Below are 14943 nucleotides of genomic sequence, written 5' to 3' on the forward strand. Positions count from 1 at the left end.
TACTGACGAGCCGGTCACTCCAGGTCTGCTAGGGGAAACAACACGTGCCCTCACAGAAGGCGGTGCGCGGCCTGCGCCGCACCGAACTGATCACCTCGGATCCCGAGACCTCGCTGCGATTCCACCGGGCCCTGCTCGACTGGAAGGTGCTCTCCACCGAGGAGGGATTCAGCTGCTGGGTCGGCGACAGGCAGATCGCGCTCGTGCACACCCCCCGAGCCGACGAGCAGGCAGGGTGGCGGCCCGTCTTCGCGGGAGCGGGTCAGGGCAGCGTGCTGACGGGCCCGGACGACACCAGCGCGGTGCTGGCCACAGGACGGGCTCAACACGGGCCGTGGGCACCCCACCCCCGCCGGGGCGAGCTGTGCTGGATCGAATTGTTCACCGAGGACGCCGCGCGCTCGGACACGTTCTGGACGGAAACACTGAGCTGGACGAGCGAGGAAGCCGACGACGGCGCCGCCTACACGGCCGAGGAAAAGCCGATCGCCCGCCGTTCCTCGAGCGGCCGGATCGGCGACCGGTGCTGCTGGCTGTGCTACTTCACCGTGGACAGCCTCGAGCGAGCCGCCGAGCAGGTGCACGAACTGGGCGGGACACTCCTGGAGCGACTCGAACACCCGGGGATGGGCGAAACCCTCATCATCGCCGACACCGGTGGTGCCGTCTCCGCGTTGACCGGCAAGACCGAAACCTGGGGCGGGTAGGACTGCTTGCAGGAGATGCTCGGATTGGCTTGGGTGACGGTGCGGGTGGCGGAACCTCCGGCGGCGCCTCGCTGCGCCGAGCCCCGACATCAGGTAGGTCACTACATCACGTTGGGACTGTCCTCGCGAGGCTGTGCCGGAGAACCCGCAGCGGTGCCGGCTGCGTGCGTGGCTGGAAGACTGACGTCACTTGCCGGATGACCGCAAACAGCCGGTCAACCACCCCCAATCCGCGCGGTCATTTAACGCCTCAACCGGCCGGGTCCTGCGAGCTCAGCTCACCCAGTACCTGGTGGGTCCGGTTGGCGCGCACCGACAGCCGCTGTTCCCGCGCGGTGACGTCGATGTAGGTCTGGCTGGAATTGATCGAGGCGTGCCCGAGCAGCTTGGCGATCTCGGCGGCACTGGCCCCGTCCTCGGCCAGCCTCGTGGCGAACGTGTGCCGCAGGGCATGCACCATCGCGCCGCTGTGCACCCGGTCGGAGATCCCGGCCGCCCGCAGCGATTGCCGCACCAGGTACTGCAGCCCGCCCCGGCGCAGCGGATCACCCCGGTGATCGACGAACAGTGCCTCCCCGCCCGGCAGGCGCCGCCCGAACCGCTGCTTGCGGGTGCGCAGGTAGGAGGCGATCACCTCGTCGAGTGTCTGCTCGATCGGGATCGAGCGGTTGTTGCCGCCCTTACCGCGCACGTGCAACCGGCGTTCCCCGGCCCTGCCCGCCAGCGACGAGACCGTGAGATCCAGCAGCTCGGCCGACCGCAGACCGGTGCACAACAAGGTGGACAGCACCGCGAGATCGCGCTCCGGCCACGGGTTGCGCGTGCGGCGCGCACCCTGGGCCACCAGCCGCAGCAGCCGCTCGGGCGTGTCCTCGCCCTGCAGGGGTTTCGGTGTCGGTTCGGCCGTGCGGGGTTTGGGCACGACCGGCATCGGATTGCCCGCCACCGCCCCCTCGACCACGAGGAAGCGGAACAGGCCGTTCCAGGTCGACCACGCCCGGGTCACCGAGGCGGCCGATCGGGTGGCGGCATGCCGGGCGAACGCCGAACGCAGCACCGAAGCTGTCACCGCGGTCATGGGCAGGGCCTGGGCGGCAGTGCCGGTGGCTTCGGCGAGTTCCCCGGCCACCGACTCCAGGTCGCGTTGGTAGGCCCGCAGCGAGTTCGCGGCGAGCTTGCGCGCCTGCAGATGCTCCAGATACGCCGCGATCCAGTGCGCGACCGATGACTCACCGGCCTCGCCGGAGATGTCGCTGCCACCGCCCTGCCGGGGCCCGCTCTGTCGGGTCACCTGTGCCACCTCCCGCGCTCCCACGCACACACAACCTTGCCGATGATCATCTCAAGGCGCGCAAACCGGGCAACCCGGCAGAGCGCGTGCGAACGCGGTCGCGGATCAGCTGCTGCGCAGGAAACGGTCCAGCACCCGCGTGCCGAACCGCAGCGCTTCGGTCGGCACCCGCTCGTCCACGCCGTGGAACAGCGCGGTGAAATCCAGATCGGCGGGCAGCTTCAGCGGGGCGAAGCCGTAGCAGTTCATGCCGAGCCTGCTGAACGACTTGGCGTCGGTGCCGCCGGACATCATGTACGGCAGGGTCCTGGCCGCCGGGTCCTCGGCGCGCAGGGATTCGGCCATCACGTCCACGATGCGCCCCTCGAACGGGGTTTCCACCGGCGGCAGGCCCACCCACTCGCGTTCCACGTCGGGACCGAGGACCTCAGCGAGTTCGCGGTCGAAGACCTCCTCCCGCCCGGGCAGGATCCGGCAGTCGACGGCGGCTTCGGCGACCGAGGGGATGACGTTGTGCTTGTATCCGGCGTTGAGCATGGTGGGGTTGGCGATGTCGCGCAGCGTGGCTCCGACGATGCGGGAGAGGTTGCCGAGCTTGGCCACCGAGCCGTCGAGGTCGTCGGCGGGGAAGTCCCAGCCGGTCAGTTCGGACACGCCGTCGAGGAACTCGCGGACCGAGTCGGTCAGCACCACCGGGAAGCGGTGCTCGCCGAGCCGGGCCACGGCGGCGGCGAGCCGGGTGACGGCGTTGTCCTCGTGCACCATCGAGCCGTGGCCCGCGCGGGCGCGCACCCGCAGGGTCAGCCACCGGATGCCCTTCTCCGCGGTCTGCACGAGGTAGGCGCGCACGTCGTCCTGCAGGGTGACCGAGTAGCCACCGACCTCGCTGATCGCCTCGGTGCAGCCTGCGAACAGCTCGGGCCGGTGATCGGCCAGCCACTGCGCACCGTGGAAGCTCCCCGCCTCCTCGTCGGCCAGGAAGGCGAACACGATGTCGCGGGGTGGGGTGATGCCGTCGCGCTTGAACCGCCGGGCCACGGCCAGGCTCATCGCGAGCATGTCCTTCATGTCGACCGCGCCGCGGCCCCACACGTAGCCGTCCTGCACCACGCCGGAGAAAGGATGCACCGACCATTCGGCCGGGTCGGCGGGCACCACGTCGAGGTGACCGTGCACGAGCAGGCCGCCGCGCCGGCTGTCGGCTCCGGGCAGGCGGGCGATGACGTTGGCACGGCCGGGATGGTCGCCGGATTCGACGTAGGTGACCTCGTAGCCGGCCTCACCGAGCTTGCTCGCCACGAACTCGGCGGCCGCGCGTTCCCCGGCCACCGTGGCGGGGTCTCCGGTGTTGGTCGTGTCGTACCGGATGAGTTCACTCGTCAGGGCGACGGCTTCCTCTTCCGCGTGCTGCAGGCCGGGGTCGGAAGCGGTGTCGGGTGCCGACTCGGAGGAGGGATCGGGATAGGCAGTCACCTGGCTTTTCTATCACCTCGTGCCACGGGAGGGGGGTGGTTGTGAGGCCGGTGAGTCGATCGGTTAATCTATGACTACAACACAGCGGGGCCGACCGGGAAGGCCGGAGCGGTGCCGAGGCGTCGGAGTGGCGGAAAGGCAGACGCGCTAGCTTGAGGTGCTAGTGCCCTATATTGGGCGTGGGGGTTCAAGTCCCCCCTCCGACACCCTTACTATTCACCCGGCCCACGGGCTCGATGGTGACATCGACCGCGTGATCCTCGGGTTGGTAGCGTATCTGGAGCGCAATGGCGGTGTAGAGGTTCGCGAGGTTCTCCGGGCTGGCGTGGGCCAGTACTGGGCCGATCTCTCCGAGCGAGTCGATCCGCGCGTGAGTCTCGACCTCGCTCAGAGCGCTGCTCGTGGGTGTGGCGTCGAGCTCGGCCTTGGCCGCTGCCCGCTCCGTCTGCGCTTCGTTGATCTTTTCGGTCAGTGCTGCCGGATCAACACCCGCTTCGATGGCCTCCTGGAACCGGCGGATCCGCGTCTCGGCGTCGGTGACGCGTTTCTTGGCGGCCTCGCGGCTGCTGGACGCGCCGGACTGGTCCTGGGAGGCAGCCAGGGGCGCCACGGTCTGATCGATGTTGTCTCGGTGGAACAGCCCGGCCAGCCACCCGTTGATCTCCTTCCGGATCGCGTCCTCGCGGAGATAGACCGCCGAGGGGTGGGACTCCAGGGCCGGGGAGCTCGGGGCGAGCGTGCGGGCCGGGCACCGGTAGTACATCGCGTGCTTGCGGGGACTGGCCTCCATCTTGCGGCCGCACAGCGCGCACCGGACCCGGCCGCGGAACAGATACGTCCGCTTCGTGAGGCGCCCGCTGCGCTCCGCTTTCCGAGCGGTCCGCAGCCCTCCGGCCGCCTTCGACCGGCGGAGCAACTGTGCCTGGGTGAAGTCCTCCACGGTGATGATGGCCGGGTGGGCAGGCTGGCGGGAACGGACCACCCGATCCGGGCTGGAGCGACGGAAGTGGGTCACGTGTCCGGCGGGGGGCAGGCAAGCGGATCTTCAGCGACACCGACAAAGACAAGCAGATGCTGACCCTGGCCGAGAACGAGTCGTACCGCAACGGCATCCAGAAACTGGTGTACGACGTCGTTCGGTGACATGGAGGGTATCTAGCCTGCGGCCGTGAGGTGGTGTCGGAACCAGGTGGTCAGGCCGGCGTCGACCTCGCGGGCCAGTGGCAGCTGTGGCGCGGGCTCGATGCCGGGCTCGTCGGCGAGCGGATGCGCCAACTCCGGGATCGACAGCAGGTCGGAACTTTCCCCTAATGCCTCGACGAGGTGGAACGCGTCGGCACGCAGCGCCGGGTGATCCCGCTCGCCACTGACGACCAGCAACGGCGAGCGACCAGCGATGGTGCCAGCCTTGGCAACGAAGTCCAGGCTGTCGACGGCCTTTGCGGACTCGGTGTCATACGGGTAGTCGCCGAACAGGTCGACGACGGACCGCATCCGGATGGCGGCGTTCACGACGGCTCCGGCGAAGACCGGAATCTCGGTCTCGGCGAGGACCCGCAACGCGACGGCTCCGCCCAGTGAGCCGCCGAGCACGCCGATCGGACCGTCATCGACCGGCAGCTGCGCACGGATCGACGCCAGCGCGGCCGGGAACTCCTCGGTCGCCTGCCGGACGAACGGGTACAGAGCAGACATCAGGACATCGGTGCGCAGCAGCTCCAAACCGGCGTCCATGCTGCCGTCGACCATGCGCGCCCCGCACATCGGCATGCCGAGGTGCACCCGCCACGCGGGCAGGCCGATCATCGGCAACGCGGCAGCGAACGCAGCGTCCGACCTCGGCGCGTCCAGCATGTGCCAGGTGACGATCAGCGGTGCGGGGCCGTCGTCGGCCGGTGGCAGGGCGGTGAAAGGCACTCCGGCGGCCGTGCCCGTGATCGGTGAGTCCATGTGCCCACGGTAGGTCTGTGACCGCGTGCCGGGAATCGGTTGCGCTACCGGCGAAATCAGCGCGGCGGGCCGAGCATTGCTCCGCAGGTCAGCCCGCACGTCACGCCATTTTGAACGCCGCCGGCACGACCGGCCTTCAACCACTGCCGTGTGCGTCAAGATCTCGGTGTGCTCACGATGAGCAGGTGTGCTCCCGGGTATTGCGTTTGACACCTCGCTGCGCGCAAAATGCGCGTCAATTGCATGTCCGAGTGAGTGAAATGAGCAGGGCGTGATGATGCGGGACCGGCAGGCAGAGATCCTGCGCAGCGTCGAGGACGGGGTGCGCCGGGTCGAGGACCTGGCTGCGGCGCTGCGGATCAGCCCGTCGACCGTGCGCCGCGACCTCACCGACCTCGAGCGCGCCGGGCGGGTGGTGCGCACTCACGGTGGTGCGGTTCCCGCCGGAGGGGAGCAGTCCTGGCAGCAGAAGAGCCGCCGGCATGCCCCGGCCAAACGTGCCATCGCCGCGCGCGCCGCCGACCTCGTCACCGACGGCGACACGGTGCTGCTCGGGGCGGGCAGCACCAGCACGCTCATCGCCGAGAACCTCGTTGACCGCAGCGGCGTGTCCGTCTACACCAACGGCATCGGCGCCCTGCTGGCGCTGCGCGAGGCCGAGGGCATCGAGGTGTGCGTGCTGGGCGGGTCGGTGCGCCGGCGCACCGGCGCGATCATCGGCGCCGCCGCCCGTCACGCGCTGCAGCGGATCAGCGTGGACCTGGCATTTCTCGGCGCCGACGGTTTCGTGCCCGGGCGCGGCATCAACACCCTCACCGAGGAGCTCGCCGAACTCAAGGAAGTCAAGCTGCGCAGCGCGCGCCACTCGGTGGTCACCGCCGACTCCAGCAAGATCGGCTGCGAGCCGCATCGCTTCTGGGCACCGGTCAGCGGGCCCTACACCGTGATCACCGACGACGGGCTTTCCGACACCGCCGCCGCGGCACTGCGCGGCGACGGCGACTGCACCCTGATCGTGGTGCCCGACCCCGTGGCCGGGCGGACCGAGGGAGAGGCGTAAGTGGATCTACAGCTGCTCGCCGCGCTACTGGCCGGCGTGACCACGGTCATCGTGGTCATCACCAAGTCCCGCCTGGATGCCTTCGCCGGGCTGCTACTCGGTGCCCTGGTGACCGGGCTGGTCGCCGGGGTTCCGGTGGCCGAGCTCGTCACCCAGATCACCGAGGGGTTCGGCAGCACCCTCGGTGAGATCGGCATCGTCATCGCCCTGGGCGTGATGATCGGCAAGGTGTTGGAGGAGACCGGGGCGGCCGCCAAGCTCGCCGGGCTGTTCGTGCGGATGGCCGGTCGGGGCCGGGAGGACATCGCACTGGCCACCACCGGGGCGGTGGTGTCGGTGCCGGTGTACTGCGATTCCGGTTTCGTCATCCTGCACCCGCTGGCCCGGTCGCTGGCCCGTACCGCGCGGCGCCCGGTGGTGCTGCTGTGCCTGGCCCTGGCCGGTGGCCTATCGGTCACCCACCATCTCGTTCCGCCGACGCCGGGTCCGTTGGCCGCGGCAGGCCTGCTCGGGGTGAACCTGGGGAAGATGATCCTAGCCGGGCTGCTGTTCGCGGTGGTCCTGCTGGTGGTGGTCGTCGTCTACGCCCGGACCATGGGCCCGCGTCTGGAATCGCAGCTGGACCCCACGGCCGTGGCCGCCGGCAGCGAGGACACCGACGAGCCCACCGATCGGGACGATGAGCGCGCGTCCGGGCCCGGCACGCAAGCCCGTCCCGAAAGCCGGGCGGGTGTCATGCGAGGGATCACCCCACTGCTGGTTCCGCTGCTGCTGATCGTGTGCAACACCGCCAGCGAGGCGATCGCGCCCGACAGCGCGTTCACCGGCTTCACCAAGTTCATCGGCAACCCGTCGATCGCGCTGCTCATCGGCCTGATCATCGCCGTGTACCTGCTGCCGGCGCGGGATACCTCCCGCGAGACCGTGACCGGCTGGCTGGGGCAGGCCGCCGCCGCGGCCGGCAGCATCGTGTTCATCACCGGCGCCGGCGGCGCCTTCGGCAATGTGCTCAACGAGTCCGGTGTCGGTCAGGCGCTGGCCGAGGTGGTCGCCGGCTGGCCGCTGCCGCTGTTTCTGGTGCCGTTCCTGATCGCCACGTTCGTGCGCCTGGCGCAGGGTTCGGGCACCGTCGCGATCATCACCGCTGCGACACTGAGCGTGCCGCTGGTCGCCTCCGGGTTGAACCCGCTGCTCGGCGCGCTGGCCGCCTGCTCTGGCTCGCTGGTCTTCTCGTACTACAACGATTCGTACTTCTGGGTGGTCACGAAGTTCACCGGCCTGTCCGGGGGTGCGGCGCTGAAGATGTGGAGCGGCATGACCACCGCGCTGTGGGCGGCGTGCCTGCCGCTGCTCGGTGTGGCCGCGCTGGTCCTGGCCTGAAGGGGTGGACATGGCACGGATCCTGGTCATCGGCGACGACCTCACCGGTGTCAACGGCACCGGCGCGCGCTTCGCCCGGGCCGGGTTGAGTGTGGCCACAGTGGACCCGGAGCGCGCCGCGAGCGTCGCGCAGCGCTACAACGTCGTCGTGGTCAACACCGACAGCCGCCACCTCGACCCGGCGGCGGCCGCGGCCCGCGTCGCCGAGGCCGTGCGCGAGGCCGGCCCGGTGGAACTGGTCGTCAAACGCACCGACAGCACCCTGCGCGGCAACGTCGGCGCCGAGGTCGAGGCCGCCCTCACCGCCGTGCGCGCCGGCACCGACCGCCCGGTGCGCGGGTTGATGGTGCCGGCGTTTCCCGACGCCGCCCGCGTGACCGTCGACGGGGTGCAACTGCTCGACGGGGTGCCGCTGGAGCGCACCGAACTGGCCGGCGACCCGCTGAACCCGATGCGCACCAGCGTGGTGGCCGACATCGTTGCCGACCAAACCACCCTCGCCCTGCGGCATGTGCCGCTGCGCCGCGTCACCGCCGACGGCCCGGCACTGACCGAGGCGCTGGCCGCCGGTACCGAACCGCTGGTGCTCTGCGATGCCTTCGCCGACGACCACATCGACGCGATCACCCATGCCGCCGCCGAGGTCAGCCGCCGCGACGGCACCGTGTGGGTGTCGGTGGACCCCGGCCCGGCCGGGGCGAGCCTGGCGCGGGCCCTGTCGATCCAGGCACGTACCTGCACCGCCGGGCCGCTTTTGGCCGTGGTCGGCAGCGCCACCGAACTGACCCGCCGCCAACTCGACGTCGTTCAGCGCCACGAGCAGGCCCTGTTCCTCGACCTCAACGTGCACACCCTCGTGCGCGGCGCGACCGGCGGCTTCGAACAGGACCTCGTCGCCGCCCTGCGTGAACGGTCCTTCCCGGAAATCGTCGTGCTGCGCACCGCCGCGTCCGCAGCCGGCGTCATCGACCTCGACGCCACCGACCGCCAGCGGGTGCCCCGCATGCTCGCCGAACTAGTCGAGCGCACCGTGCGCGCCGCCCCCGTCAGCGGCGTCTACACCACCGGTGGCGACGTCACCGCCGCGGTGCTCACCGCCAGCGGTTCGCAGGCCTTCGAGGTCACCGACGAGGTCGTGCCCCTGGCTGTGCGCGGATCGGTGGTCGGCGGTGCCCTCGACGGACTGCCGGCGGCGACCAAGGGCGGCCTGGTCGGCGACGAGAACACCGCGCAGCAGTGCCTGCGGCAATTGCGGTCGATGGTGGAGCAGCAGCTGCGCCGTATCCGCTCCGACGTGCCCGGCTTCGACCACGAGTCGGGAGACCCGATGTGGGGCAATCAGGAGGAACGACATGAGTGACCGTCCCGTGCTGGCCGTGACGCTGGGGGACCCGGCCGGGATCGGCCCGGAGATCACCGCCCGCACCCTCGCCGAAGCCGGCCCCGAGGTCCCGGCCCGCGGCATCGCGGTCGGTGACCCGGCGGTGCTGCGCCGCGCCGCCCGCGCCTGTGGCCTGGATGTGCAGGTCCGCGCCGTGGACACCTGGGATCCCGAACCCGCGGGCGAGGGCGTCATCGACTGCTTCGACACCGGCGTCGTCGGCGACACCGAACTCGCCTGGGGCGAGGTCTACGAGCTCGCCGGGCGCGCCGCGATCGCCGCGATCGAGGTCGCCACCCACGCCGCCCTGGACGGACGGGTCGCCGGGGTGGTGACCTCGCCGATCCACAAGGAAGCCATCTGGGCCGCCGGAGCCGAACACCTCGGCCACACCGAGATGCTCGGCGCCCTGACCGGTAGCACCCGCAACAACACCATGTTCGTGGTGCGCGATAAGAAGATCTTCTTCGCCACCCGCCACGTCTCGCTGCGCAAGGCGCTGGATCAGATCACCGAACAACGGGTGTATCACGGCATCCAGGAAGCACTGACCGCGCTGCGCGTGTTCAGTACCGACGAGCCCACCCTGGCGGTCGCCGCGATCAACCCGCACGGCGGGGAGAACGGCAACTTCGGTGACGAGGAGATCGTGCACATCGAACCCGCAGTACGCCGCGCCCGCGATGAGGGTGCCCAAGTCGTCGGGCCGGTGCCGGCGGACTCGGTGTTCCACCAGCTGCTGCAGGGCCGCTTCGACGGCGTGCTCTCGCAGTACCACGACCAGGGCCACATCGCCGCCAAGACCGTGGACTTCGACGGCACCATCTCGGTGACCGTGGGCCTGCCGATCCTGCGGACCTCCGTCGACCACGGCACGGCCTTCGACATCGCAGGCAAGGGCATCGCCGACCACGCCACCATGCGCTCGGCGTTCCTCGCCGGCGCCAACCTCGCCCGCTTCGCCGATCGCATCCGCGCCGAGTACGGCAGCTGAGGTACTCAGGTCGCGGCGACGACCGCTGCCGAGCACGGCACGGTCGCCGCCGCGAGCGCCCCACCGCTGCCGACGGTGGGCAAATTCATCGGAGCGGCGGGAGTGTGCGGCCAGTGCCGAGCACCCCGGGCGTCGTCACGAGTTACACGGACGGCGTTCTCGTGAACAACAACGACACGGATCAGTCGTACATGGCAGACGCCCAGCTGCAGCAGGAAATGGACGGTGGCACTGTCAATTCATCACGCGACGTCACAGGAGGTTATGCGGAAAGCCTCACTATCCACCGGGCGAATACGTCGTCCTCGGCGGCGTAGTGCCGCCCGGATTCGGTGCTTACTCGGCTAGTGATCACCGGATCGGGTGGAGGTGGCCGGACCGGCCGGATGCTGTGCCGCATTCGGAATGCGTCAACGCCCCCGTGGTGGATCACCCCTCGGCAGGCTAAGCACCCTCCACTCGCGTCACGGGCGAGGCCATAGCCGAAACAGCCAGGCTAGGGCCTCGCCCGTGGTGTTGTTGGAGCCAGGGGCCGTGTCTGCAGCGGCCACACCGAGCACACGATGGTTTGCGTGGATCAGGTCCGTGTGAGGGCGCAATCGAACAACGGCAGCGCTTGATCACCGTCAGGCTCTGGCGTGTGTGGCTGCGGTGTAGACGCAGGTGTGTTCGGGGTCGGTGTTGTGGGAGTCGGGGTGCCAGTGTTGGGCGAACACGATGCCGGGGTCGATCAGGAGAGCGTCTGCGAAGAGGGCCGCGAATTCGTCGCGAGTGCGGGCGTAGGTGGGATTGTCGGTGTTCTGGCTGAGTCGGGTGGCTTCGGCGACTGGCATCGCGGGATCGTCGCCTGTGACGTGGGAGAGCACCACCACGCTGCCGGCGGGCAGAGCCTGGCGGTACTGTCTTATTAGGGTGGTGACTTCGTCGGTGTCGGGGAAGTACTGCAACACCAGCAGGGCCAGTAACGCGATCGGTGTGTCGAAGTCCAGCAGTCCGGCCACGCCGGGCGAGGTGAGTACCTCGTTGTGTTGCGCGTCAGACTTTGTGGCTCAGGGGGTTATGTAGGGTCCTGAGCAGGAGGTTTTGACGATGTCACGTCCACCGGAGATCGCTGCGGAGGACAAGCAGCGGATTGTGCTGAGCGTGCTGTCCGGGGAGATGACCATTGCGGAGGCGGCTCGGCGCAACAAGGTCTCCGAGCAGTCGGTGTCGCGGTGGAAGTCTCAGTTCCTGGAGGCGGGCCGGGCCAGTCTGGCCGAGGGCGGCAAGGCGGGTCCGTCGTCGCGGGAGCAGCAGCTGCAGGCTGAGGTCGATGAGTTGACCACTGCGTTGGGTGAGGCCCATGTCGAGGTGCGGGCCTGGAAGAAGTCCGCGGAGCATCGGCTGGGCCCTACGAGGACCTCGAGATGATCCGACAAGACGCGGGGATGCCGGTCTCGAGGTTCGCGCGTCTGCTGGGCATTCCCCGAGGCTCGTATACCCGCTGGCTGTCCCAGTCTCGCACCGGCGATCCGCCGGCGAAAGGCCCATGGCCGGCACCGGTGGTCTCCGCGGCGGAACCGATCGTGGAGAAATACGCCCAATCCTGGCCGGCATGGGGGCACCGCAAGATCTACGGGCTGCTGATCGCGGACGGCTATGACTTCTCAGTCTCCACAGTTGAGCGGGCGATGCGGCGGCGGAACCTGCTGCAACCGGTGACGTATCAGCGGCAACGTCGCCAGCTGGCTGCCGCCCGCAAGGCGGCCTTCGCCGAGCAGCCCACAGCTCCGCATCAGGTCTGGCAGCTGGATTTCTCCGAGTACGAGACCACCAGAGGTGGCCTGTGGCGGCTGGCCGGATGCGCCGACTATTACTCGAAGTATGAGTTCGGCTGGTATCTCTCGACCACGAGCACGGCCGCCGATGCCATCGCCGCGGTCGAGCTGGCCATCGCCGAGGCCGAACGGCTGGCCCAGCGATCGTTACTGGAGCAGCAAACCGATCCGGACACCGGCGAGGTCCGGCCGATCACGTTGGTCACCGACAATGGTGCCGCGTTCAAATCCGCTCGGTTTGAACGCTTCCTGCGTTCGCGTCCGGAGCTATCCCACATCCGCACGCGAGCGAACAACCCTGGGCAAAACGGCGTGCGCGAGCGAGCGTTCGGCTCACTGAAGTACGAACACCTCTACCGCATGGACATCGACGACGGCCAGACCCTGGCCACTGAGGCCGAGCAATACCGGCAGGTGTTCAACCACACCCGCCCCCACGAGGCCCTCGGGCTTCGTCGACCCACCGATGTCCATCAACAAGATCAATAGACACAAGCATCAACCGAGCCAAACTGAGCCACTTCCTTGACGCGGGACATCGTTCGATCAGCTCCGCGGTGGTTTCGGGGTCTTCGTGCTCCCACACGCGCACGACGAGCCAGCCTGCTGTGGTGAGCTCGGCATCCGTGTCCCGGTCGCGTCGCACCACACCTTCGAGCTTGCGCCGCCACCACTCCCGGTTGCTCTTCGGGAGAAGACCGTGCTCCGGGCACGAGTGCCAGAAGCAGCCGTCCACGAAGACCGCGATGCGCGGGCCGCGGAGCAGGATGTCGACCCGTCTGCGCTTGTTCCCTCCCGGGAATGGCGCGTCGACCAGGAAGCGGAGTCCCCGGCGGTGCAGCGTCTTCCGCAACCGCAGTTCCGGGCCGGTATCGCGGCGCCCCGTTCTGCGCATCACTTTTGCCGTCGCAGCGGACGAAGCCGGTGGTGTCGGACCTGGATCAACGTACCGGTACGCGTCCATTCACGATCCCCGAAGTCAGAGCTGGCAGGAGCAGGCAGCCGCACGCTGCGGCCGGCACCGGACTTGAATAGCAGATCGACCGTCGCGCTCGTGCGAAATGGCTTCCGACTCGCCGACTTGTCATCGATCTGAATCAGCGGCTCGCGCGGTGGGGGAGGCGGTCAGGAGCAGGGGATCTTGGTCGAGATACTCCTGATCCACGGCCGTTCGATGACTGCTGCTCCGCGCGGGCTTCTCTGGGAGCTGCGTGTGCGTCGGGGCGAGTTTCGGTGACACGTCGCCGTGGCAGCCACAGTTGCGCGTGAGTGGCACGAGTGTAGGCTAATAGCCTACGGAGGTGACGGTAATGACGCCTACAACACCGCGCGTGCCTCCCGTGCTGTTGCGAGGCTCCTCCAGGGTGTTGCGGCCCCGCGACGCTGGCACCGTGTACGCGAACCCGCGTGGCGAGTTCGCGCGGCTGGCCCGTGCCGGGGCGTTGCACCGGTTGGCAACGGGGTATTACGCCGCGGTTCCCGATGACCAGCTCGACCGGGGCTGGCTTCCCGAGCTGGAGGCGGCCGCGTTGGGCATCGCGGCCGCTGACGAGGGCATCGACTCGGTGGCACTGATGGGACTGTCCGCCGCCCGCCTGCACGGGGCCGTCCCGCGCGCGCTGGCGGTTGCGGTCGTGGCTGCCACTCGGCACCGGCCGACGCTGCGTGTGGTCGACCGCGAGGCCACCGTGCTCTTCGTCCGTCGCCGCGTGGCCGCCCTGGACGTGCAACGCCACACCAGCGAACTGGGCCAGGGATGGGTCACCACGATCGAACAAACGGTGCTCGATCTCGCCGCCCGACCCGATCTGGGTGGCCTGCCCGACCAAGCCCGCACCGCCGCCCATGGCCTGCTGCCCCGCTGCGATCGTCAACTGCTGGATGAACTGGCAGTCGGACAGCGCCGCCAAGCCAGCCTCGCCCGTCTCCGCGCAGCCGCCTGACCATGCTCGACCCTCAGGAAGAAACCGCCATCGCCGAGCAATTCGGCGTGGCCCGTACCCAGGTGCGCCGGGACCACCTCATTTCCCACTTGCTCGCGGCCATCAGTGACCGTCTGGCCGGCGAGGTCATCTTCTTCGGGCACCGCCCTCTCCCGGACGCTGGCTTCGGACGGGCGGCTGTCCGAAGACATCGACCTCATCGCCTGCAGCGGCCGCAGCAGCACGGCCGAAGCGCTCGAGACAACCCTGCTTCGTGCGACCCGGCGCGAATTTCCGGGTCTACGCTGGCAACCGGCACTCACGGCGGTCCGTGACGCGACGCCGGCCGTGCTTGTCGCGCCCGATGGCACGACCGTGCGCGTGCAGCTTCTGAGCTCCACCGGCTATGCGCCCTGGCCGACCGAGCGGCGTTCGCTCGTGCAGCGCTACAGCGACGCTGGACCTGCCGCGCTGAGCGTGCCCACCGCACCCGCCTTCGCAGCCTGGAAAACCACCGCTTGGGCGCACCGCGCCACCTCCCGAGATCTCTACGATCTCTGGTTGCTCGCGCCTCGGTGCCCTCACCACCGATGCCGCCGAGCTGTTCACACGCTTCGGCCCCACCAACAAGCCTCCGTCGAGCGCACTGCTCACCCATGCTCCCGACGAGCAAACGTGGCAGCGCGAACTCGCAGGCCAAACCCACCTCGAAATCACCGCCAACGCCGCACTCACCTACGTCCGCGACACCTGGCTCGCCGCCTCCTCGCAGGACAGCGACGCAGGAGAAGCCCGGTGATCATCCGCAGCCGTCGCGTTACCCACTCAGACCGTGTCTCAGTTGGCTGTGGTGACGTGGGATGCTCGTAGCTTGTGGATGAGTTGTCGCATCGGTTGGTGCCGGATGAGTTGTGGGAGCTGGTGGCGCCGTTGATCCCGCAGGCCGGGGTGCGCCCGCAGGGTGGTGG

14 protein-coding genes, 1 tRNA gene and 3 pseudogenes are annotated in these 14943 nt (G+C 69.2%); 12 read left to right on the top strand and 6 right to left on the bottom strand.

The features are described from left to right. Window positions 1-44 precede the first annotated feature (44 nt). Entirely contained in the window at window positions 45-707 is a 663-nt protein-coding gene (locus DFQ14_RS16560) for a VOC family protein (RefSeq protein ID WP_114454194.1), read from the top strand. Window positions 708-957: 250 nt separating this feature from the next. Here DFQ14_RS16560 and DFQ14_RS16565 read toward each other — a convergent pair whose 3' ends face one another. After that, window positions 958-1956, bottom strand: coding sequence for a tyrosine-type recombinase/integrase (locus tag DFQ14_RS16565; RefSeq protein WP_114454237.1), 999 nt, complete (start codon window positions 1954-1956; stop codon window positions 958-960). Window positions 1957-2103: 147 nt separating this feature from the next. Further along, a complete protein-coding gene (locus tag DFQ14_RS16570) occupies window positions 2104-3411 on the bottom strand; it encodes a M20/M25/M40 family metallo-hydrolase (protein ID WP_420810185.1) in 1308 nt (435 codons plus the stop codon). A gap of 181 nt (window positions 3412-3592) precedes the next feature. Here DFQ14_RS16570 and DFQ14_RS16575 point away from each other — a divergent pair. After that, window positions 3593-3677: transfer RNA gene (locus tag DFQ14_RS16575), tRNA-Leu, on the top strand. On the opposite strand, the gene DFQ14_RS16580 is transcribed toward DFQ14_RS16575, so the two are convergent. After that, window positions 3659-4486, bottom strand: a complete 828-nt coding sequence (locus DFQ14_RS16580) for a recombinase zinc ribbon domain-containing protein (protein WP_141921328.1) — start codon at window positions 4484-4486, stop codon at window positions 3659-3661. The genes DFQ14_RS16575 and DFQ14_RS16580 overlap by 19 nt on opposite strands. 11 nt (window positions 4487-4497) lie before the next feature. Between DFQ14_RS16580 and DFQ14_RS22415 the strand changes: the two are divergent. Continuing rightward, a pseudogene (locus DFQ14_RS22415) lies at window positions 4498-4614 on the top strand (dihydrofolate reductase family protein); the annotation flags it as partial. A 12-nt stretch (window positions 4615-4626) separates the two neighbouring features. Here DFQ14_RS22415 and DFQ14_RS16590 read toward each other — a convergent pair. Continuing rightward, window positions 4627-5421, bottom strand: coding sequence for an alpha/beta hydrolase family protein (locus DFQ14_RS16590; RefSeq protein ID WP_114454197.1), 795 nt, complete (start codon window positions 5419-5421; stop codon window positions 4627-4629). Window positions 5422-5695: 274 nt separating this feature from the next. Here DFQ14_RS16590 and DFQ14_RS16595 point away from each other — a divergent pair, with 274 nt between their 5' ends. The 4 genes from DFQ14_RS16595 to pdxA are packed head-to-tail and all read left to right on the top strand — an operon-like array spanning window position 5696 to window position 10236. Next, window positions 5696-6481 (top strand): DeoR/GlpR family DNA-binding transcription regulator, encoded by a 786-nt coding sequence (locus tag DFQ14_RS16595; RefSeq protein WP_246195668.1) that lies wholly within the window; start codon window positions 5696-5698, stop codon window positions 6479-6481. Further along, entirely contained in the window at window positions 6482-7861 is a 1380-nt protein-coding gene (locus DFQ14_RS16600) for a GntP family permease (RefSeq protein ID WP_114454198.1), read from the top strand. It abuts the gene before it with no gap. Window positions 7862-7871: 10 nt separating this feature from the next. Beyond that, window positions 7872-9221, top strand: coding sequence for a four-carbon acid sugar kinase family protein (locus DFQ14_RS16605; RefSeq protein WP_114454199.1), 1350 nt, complete (start codon window positions 7872-7874; stop codon window positions 9219-9221). Continuing rightward, a complete protein-coding gene (gene pdxA, locus DFQ14_RS16610; protein ID WP_179951599.1) occupies window positions 9214-10236 on the top strand; it encodes a 4-hydroxythreonine-4-phosphate dehydrogenase PdxA in 1023 nt (340 codons plus the stop codon). The genes DFQ14_RS16605 and pdxA overlap by 8 nt, the downstream gene beginning before the upstream one ends. A gap of 626 nt (window positions 10237-10862) precedes the next feature. On the opposite strand, the pseudogene DFQ14_RS16620 reads toward pdxA, so the two are convergent. Continuing rightward, window positions 10863-11252: pseudogene (locus DFQ14_RS16620) on the bottom strand (SAM-dependent methyltransferase); the annotation flags it as partial. A 73-nt stretch (window positions 11253-11325) separates the two neighbouring features. Between DFQ14_RS16620 and DFQ14_RS16625 the strand changes: the two are divergent. Continuing rightward, entirely contained in the window at window positions 11326-11646 is a 321-nt protein-coding gene (locus DFQ14_RS16625) for a helix-turn-helix domain-containing protein (RefSeq protein WP_114454202.1), read from the top strand. 155 nt (window positions 11647-11801) lie between these two features. Beyond that, window positions 11802-12542 carry a DDE-type integrase/transposase/recombinase gene (locus DFQ14_RS16630; RefSeq protein ID WP_246195614.1) on the top strand — a complete coding sequence of 247 codons (741 nt, stop codon included), beginning with the start codon at window positions 11802-11804 and terminating at the stop codon, window positions 12540-12542. Here DFQ14_RS16630 and DFQ14_RS16635 read toward each other — a convergent pair. Further along, window positions 12472-13017 carry a very short patch repair endonuclease gene (locus tag DFQ14_RS16635; protein WP_114454204.1) on the bottom strand — a complete coding sequence of 182 codons (546 nt, stop codon included), beginning with the start codon at window positions 13015-13017 and terminating at the stop codon, window positions 12472-12474. The two genes, DFQ14_RS16630 and DFQ14_RS16635, sit on opposite strands and share 71 nt — an antisense overlap. 427 nt (window positions 13018-13444) lie before the next feature. On the opposite strand from DFQ14_RS16635, the gene DFQ14_RS16640 reads away from it, so the two are divergent. From DFQ14_RS16640 to DFQ14_RS22080, 3 genes and pseudogenes are all read left to right on the top strand, one after another. After that, window positions 13445-13996, top strand: coding sequence for a type IV toxin-antitoxin system AbiEi family antitoxin (locus tag DFQ14_RS16640; protein ID WP_338072621.1), 552 nt, complete (start codon window positions 13445-13447; stop codon window positions 13994-13996). Window positions 13997-14101: 105 nt separating this feature from the next. Beyond that, window positions 14102-14845 carry a nucleotidyl transferase AbiEii/AbiGii toxin family protein gene (locus tag DFQ14_RS16645; protein WP_338072622.1) on the top strand — a complete coding sequence of 248 codons (744 nt, stop codon included), beginning with the start codon at window positions 14102-14104 and terminating at the stop codon, window positions 14843-14845. A 3-nt stretch (window positions 14846-14848) separates the two neighbouring features. After that, a pseudogene (locus DFQ14_RS22080) lies at window positions 14849-14943 on the top strand (IS5/IS1182 family transposase); the annotation flags it as partial.

The sequence above is a fragment of the Halopolyspora algeriensis genome, assembly GCF_003337235.1.
GTDB lineage: Bacteria > Actinomycetota > Actinomycetes > Mycobacteriales > Pseudonocardiaceae > Haloactinomyces > Haloactinomyces algeriensis.

What these genes read in the sequence shown, in the direction of transcription:
- DFQ14_RS16590 (WP_114454197.1), bottom strand. Translation starts at nt 5,421, where the DNA reads ATGGACTCACCGATCACGGGCACGGCCGCCGGAGTGCCTTTCACCGCC.
- DFQ14_RS16595 (WP_246195668.1), top strand. Translation starts at nt 5,696, where the DNA reads ATGATGCGGGACCGGCAGGCAGAGATCCTGCGCAGCGTCGAGGACGGG.
- DFQ14_RS16605 (WP_114454199.1), top strand. Translation starts at nt 7,872, where the DNA reads ATGGCACGGATCCTGGTCATCGGCGACGACCTCACCGGTGTCAACGGC.
- pdxA (WP_179951599.1), top strand. Translation starts at nt 9,214, where the DNA reads ATGAGTGACCGTCCCGTGCTGGCCGTGACGCTGGGGGACCCGGCCGGG.
- DFQ14_RS16625 (WP_114454202.1), top strand. Translation starts at nt 11,326, where the DNA reads ATGTCACGTCCACCGGAGATCGCTGCGGAGGACAAGCAGCGGATTGTG.
- DFQ14_RS16635 (WP_114454204.1), bottom strand. Translation starts at nt 13,017, where the DNA reads ATGGACGCGTACCGGTACGTTGATCCAGGTCCGACACCACCGGCTTCG.